We start from the raw sequence: 4,304 nt of genomic DNA, 5'->3' as shown, positions 1-4,304 counted from the left end.
CTTGCCCGAGGCATCGCGCACGCCGATCTCGACGTCTTCGGCATTCACAATTAACGACTTGGTTGCGGGCTTTACACTCCAGGTCGCCCCATAGTCCACGGAGCGATAGACACTAGCAGCTGTGCCGCCATAGACTGCCGCCATGACGAGACCGGGCGTATCAGGATCGGTGACGATGGCATTGATGGCACAGCCTTGGAGGAAGTCCATGGTGCGATCCCATGTTGCGCCACCGTCCGTGGAGCGCATGATTCCACCAAACTGTCGTGCATTGTACGCACCTCCAAACCACCAGCCCTGCGTGTCAATGCTATAGTCGTGATCTCCCAAGCCTGCGTAGACAATATTGGGGTTACTCGGATCAACGGCAACACTGCTGGTAAATGGAATTGGAAAGGAGTCTCCAATCGCTGCCCATGTCGTACCACCATCCGTTGTCTTATGAATCCCCCCGATCGGTGCGGCAATATAGATTGTCTTAGGATCCGTGGGGTGAAAGGCGATACCGCTCACACGTCCGGTCAGAGCGGAGTCGGCCGGGCCATAGTACGTGGTGTAAGGAACGGTGAGGTTTTTAGGGCCAATGAACTCCCACGCGCCAATCGCGGAGGGATTTCCACCACTGGTTGCGGCGAACGTAACAGGGGAGCGCTGTTGTAGAATCGTCGTCGCGGCCTGCATTCGTTCCCGCTGAGAAATCGCACGAAAGATCGCCTCGGTATTTATCTTGTCATTGGGATAAGCACGCTCTCGAAGGCGTGCAAGGCGCTCCTCGTAGATTCCTGTACCGGGAAGCACGCGGACATTCGTACCGGGGATTAGTTTTTCTTTGACGCCTGCTGCCTTTTTTGCTTGTTTCAGCTCTTTAAGGTAGGCACTGAGCCCACTAACCGTATTGATATCGTGACGCGTCGGTGTCTTCGACTTAGTCGTCGCTTTCCGAACATGAGATGTTGCACTTGCTTTTTGTGCGTGCACCGGCAATGTAAAGATGTTTGTGAGGGAAATAGAGATAGCAAGCAGGCTGCCTGCGGTAAGAGTGATGAGTACTTTATTCTTCAATGTTTTGCTCCAACGAGTTAAGAGTATGCCGCAATTCAACAAACGATTCGATATAGACTAGGTACGAAACAGTCGCTCCAATATCCTTCTTAGCTACCCTGGTATTTTTTCATAATGGCATATCTTTGCGTATCAGCGCCGATCCCGTACCGGGCCGATCTCGGTCTTGGCGAAGAGCTCGGCGAAGTCTTGGGAACCATCGTCAAGGCGGGTTTCCAGGGTGACACCACGCTCTTGCACTGGGATATTGCCTGCCCAGCCGTCGTCCCACAGCATCGGGCGCATACTCCGGTAGTGCACGACACGCCCGCCCGGCCAGACAACCGAGAGTATGTGCCGCTCGCGCGGAATCTCGTAGGGGGGCTCCATCTTGTACTTGGTGAGCGTGGTCTCGTCGAACTCGATCCCAAGGCCAGGCGCTTCGGGGACGCGTACATAGCCCCCGGAGATTTCGAGCGGCGTCACTAAGAGATCGTCGGCGAAGTTATTGAGGCAGTTGACGGCGGGCCACTGCGCAAACGGCAGCACGGCCCCGAGATGGGCGGCGAGTGCCGTGGTCAGGCCCGTGCCGACCATCTGCAAGAAAAACGGCTTCTCAAACGCAGCGGCAAGTGCGCCTTGCTTCAGAATACTGGCGAGCCCACCTGCCACCACAAAGCCATCGCAGATCTCCTCTCGGGCGGCGCTGGCGAAGGGGACGGCACCAAAGTGGTGGGCAATCGGACGGTTGGTCTTCTGGCGGAGAAGACGATTGCCCTCCAAGTCCCGGTGCGGAATGGGGGACTCGTAGAGAGCGACGCGCTCGTAGGCATCCAGCGACTGCAAGACCGGCGCGGCGTTGCTGGCATTGAGCAGAAACTCGTTCCAGTCTAGGTCTATCTTGAAGTACTCGGGCGAGGTGGCAGAGAGCGCTTCGACTTGTGCCCAGACATCCCACCAGGGCCGGGCTTTCGTCTTGTAGGCCACGTAACCCGCCGCCAGCGCGTCGCGTGCTTCCTCCGCCAGGGCCTCAGGCGGAAAGTCAATCGTCCACCAGGAGATCGGGCACCACGGACGGACGAGAGGCTGGTTGAGCAGCTTGTAGACCGGCACGCCCAGCGCCTTGCCGACCACATCGTAGAGCGCCATCTGCAAGCCCGCGCCTAGAGAGTCATCACCAAGGAAATCAGCCGGATTCTTACCCTTCACCCGTGCCACCGCGTCGTCAGAGACCCGGCCCCAGGTATAGTGCGGGAGCGTCTCGCCCCAGCCAATCAGGCCCGCATCAGTCTCCACCCGGCAGACCTCCACGACTTTCCACTGCCAGACCTCGCGAGCGTTCCATATCTCGCAGCGCGGCGTAAACGGCACACAGAGCGTGATCCGCTCGACATCGGTAATCTTCAGCGACATAGGGCTTGTTTCGGCAACCACCTCCCATTTTCCTGTCTTGGCATAACGTATTTCTAGGCTGGATAAACCAACTCTGCAGCGGCATAAGCATAGGCTGAGGCAGAATATGTTTAGGCTGAGGTTGCCTTGCCATAGGTCATCGTGGCCCTTGCCTATTCTGTCGCGAGATTGCCAAAGGCAGTGAGAGTTTTGCCAAGTCTTTCAATTCTGTTGCGAGTTGGGGCTGTAAAATAGGGCTATGTGGTGGCACACGAAGAACCCTCCAGAAGAACTCCAAGCACGGCTTGTTTCCGAGGCGCTGGAAGAAATGGGACTGAGGTCGTCTCCGCAAACACGAACGGGATTCTGGTACTGGCTCATTGACAAGCGTACAGGTTGCGGCCAGTATCTTGTTATGGGCTTTCTGGTTCTCGTGGGACTGATATTTGTGTTTGCACCACTTGCGCTTCTGGCGGCCCAGTACTGGCCGTATGTTCTTAGCGCAGCGGTCGTGCTGTGGAGCCGTGGTGCTCTATTACGGTGGCTTCGTAAGACCTGTCCCGTCCACGGAACGCCTTTATTACTTCGGCAGGGATACGATTATGGGTTTTGGAACCGGCCTTTTACGAGCATGATGCCTGGGTATTTTCAGGCGGTAAATAAGCTCTTCCCCTTACATTTTCGCTATAACGAGCAGTCGTCGCATGGGATGCATCGTGTGTATGATCGCTATTGTCCCGATTGTGATCGAGCAGTTCAGGATTTCAGTAGAGCTGTGTTAGAAGCAGTGAATGCAATAGAAAAACAGCCGCCGGAGAGAGTGAATGATGATGACTGATGCTGAGAATGCGATGCTGATTGCTGAGATGCAGAGATTCGTCTTGGTCGAGCAGGAGCGCAGAAATCAGCAGAAAGCCGACCATCCGCTGGCTTGTTTTCTATGGATTGCCTTGTTTGTCGCGGCTCTGGTCTTGATTACCTATTTTCAAGTCTGGCCGATTGTTGGTCTTATTTTCGGAGGGCTCGCACTCGTAGGTATTTTGATTGGATCTATTCGCGACGAATGGCGAAAACGAAAACGTCTATGGGAAGGCTGTTTGCTGCACGGCTGCCCTTTGGTGAAAATCACTGTCTGGCGACCTATTCTTCTGATGGAAAAATCTAGACCCGATATGCTTCTTTTAAGCGTCGTTCAAAAGCTCTGCCCAAATACCTATTCACGCTGGGGAGGGAATCATGGAACCTGCATGGAGCCTTTTGAGAATAGTGAAGCAAAGGTTGAGTACATCTGCCCTCGGTGTGAGGAAGTGCTGCATGTCATTTTGGAGAACTGGAGTCGTGTTCGGTGACTGCGGTCTGAACCAAACGCTTCTCCTGCCCAAATGGGTAGTATGAGCCCGTAGGCTCCGTCGTGTAGAATTTGAGCCTATGAAGTACCGGAAAATTGGGAAAACAGACCTCGAAGTCTCTGAGGTCAGCCTGGGCTGCTGGACAATGGGGGGCCTGAACTGGGTCAATGGAAACCCCAATGGCTGGGCCAATGTGGACGAGGACGAGATTGTTTCAGGGATAAAGACGGCGCTGGATGCCGGGGTGAATCACTTTGATAACGCCGATGTCTACGGCAATGGTAAGGCGGAGCGGATGCTGGCGCGGGCGCTGGATAAGCTGGGCGTGAAGAATGAGAGTGTTGTGATTGCCACCAAGATCGGGCACTTTCCCGGCACGGCGGCCCATGCCTACGAGCCCGCCCACATTCGCCATCAGTGCGAGCAGAGCCTGATCAACCTCCAGCGTGAGTACATTGATATCTACTACTTCCACCACGGCAGCTTCGGGCCGCACCTGGAAGCAGCAGCAGCGAGCTCGCG

5 protein-coding genes are annotated in these 4,304 nt (G+C 55.4%); 3 read left to right on the top strand and 2 right to left on the bottom strand.

Features of this window, described 5'->3' with window-relative positions; translation table 11 throughout:
- Together RMO15_RS13525 and RMO15_RS13520 are read right to left on the bottom strand one after the other, a co-directional pair.
- Positions 1–1,062 (bottom strand): hypothetical protein (locus RMO15_RS13525; RefSeq protein WP_309713439.1); only part of this gene is annotated, 1,062 nt, incomplete at its 3' end.
- Positions 1,063–1,194: 132 nt separating this feature from the next.
- Positions 1,195–2,454, bottom strand: coding sequence for an enolase C-terminal domain-like protein (locus RMO15_RS13520; protein ID WP_309713436.1), 1,260 nt, complete (start codon positions 2,452–2,454; stop codon positions 1,195–1,197).
- Positions 2,455–2,692: 238 nt separating this feature from the next.
- On the opposite strand from RMO15_RS13520, the gene RMO15_RS13515 reads away from it, so the two are divergent.
- The 3 genes from RMO15_RS13515 to RMO15_RS13505 form a co-directional block, all read left to right on the top strand.
- Positions 2,693–3,271 (top strand): hypothetical protein, encoded by a 579-nt coding sequence (locus RMO15_RS13515; RefSeq protein WP_309713433.1) that lies wholly within the window; start codon positions 2,693–2,695, stop codon positions 3,269–3,271.
- Positions 3,258–3,782: a hypothetical protein gene (locus RMO15_RS13510; protein ID WP_309713429.1), complete on the top strand. Its 525-nt coding sequence runs from the start codon at positions 3,258–3,260 to the stop codon at positions 3,780–3,782. Before RMO15_RS13515 ends, RMO15_RS13510 begins: the two co-directional genes overlap by 14 nt.
- A gap of 79 nt (positions 3,783–3,861) precedes the next feature.
- Positions 3,862–4,304, top strand: a 443-nt coding sequence (locus tag RMO15_RS13505; protein WP_309713426.1) for an aldo/keto reductase, incomplete at its 3' end; no start/stop codon positions are given.

It is taken from the genome of Armatimonas sp. (genome assembly GCF_031410135.1).
In the GTDB taxonomy this organism is placed as follows: domain Bacteria; phylum Armatimonadota; class Armatimonadia; order Armatimonadales; family Armatimonadaceae; genus Armatimonas.
Note: the sequence above shows the minus strand (reverse complement) of the source record. Positions and strands in the feature narration are given on the sequence as shown.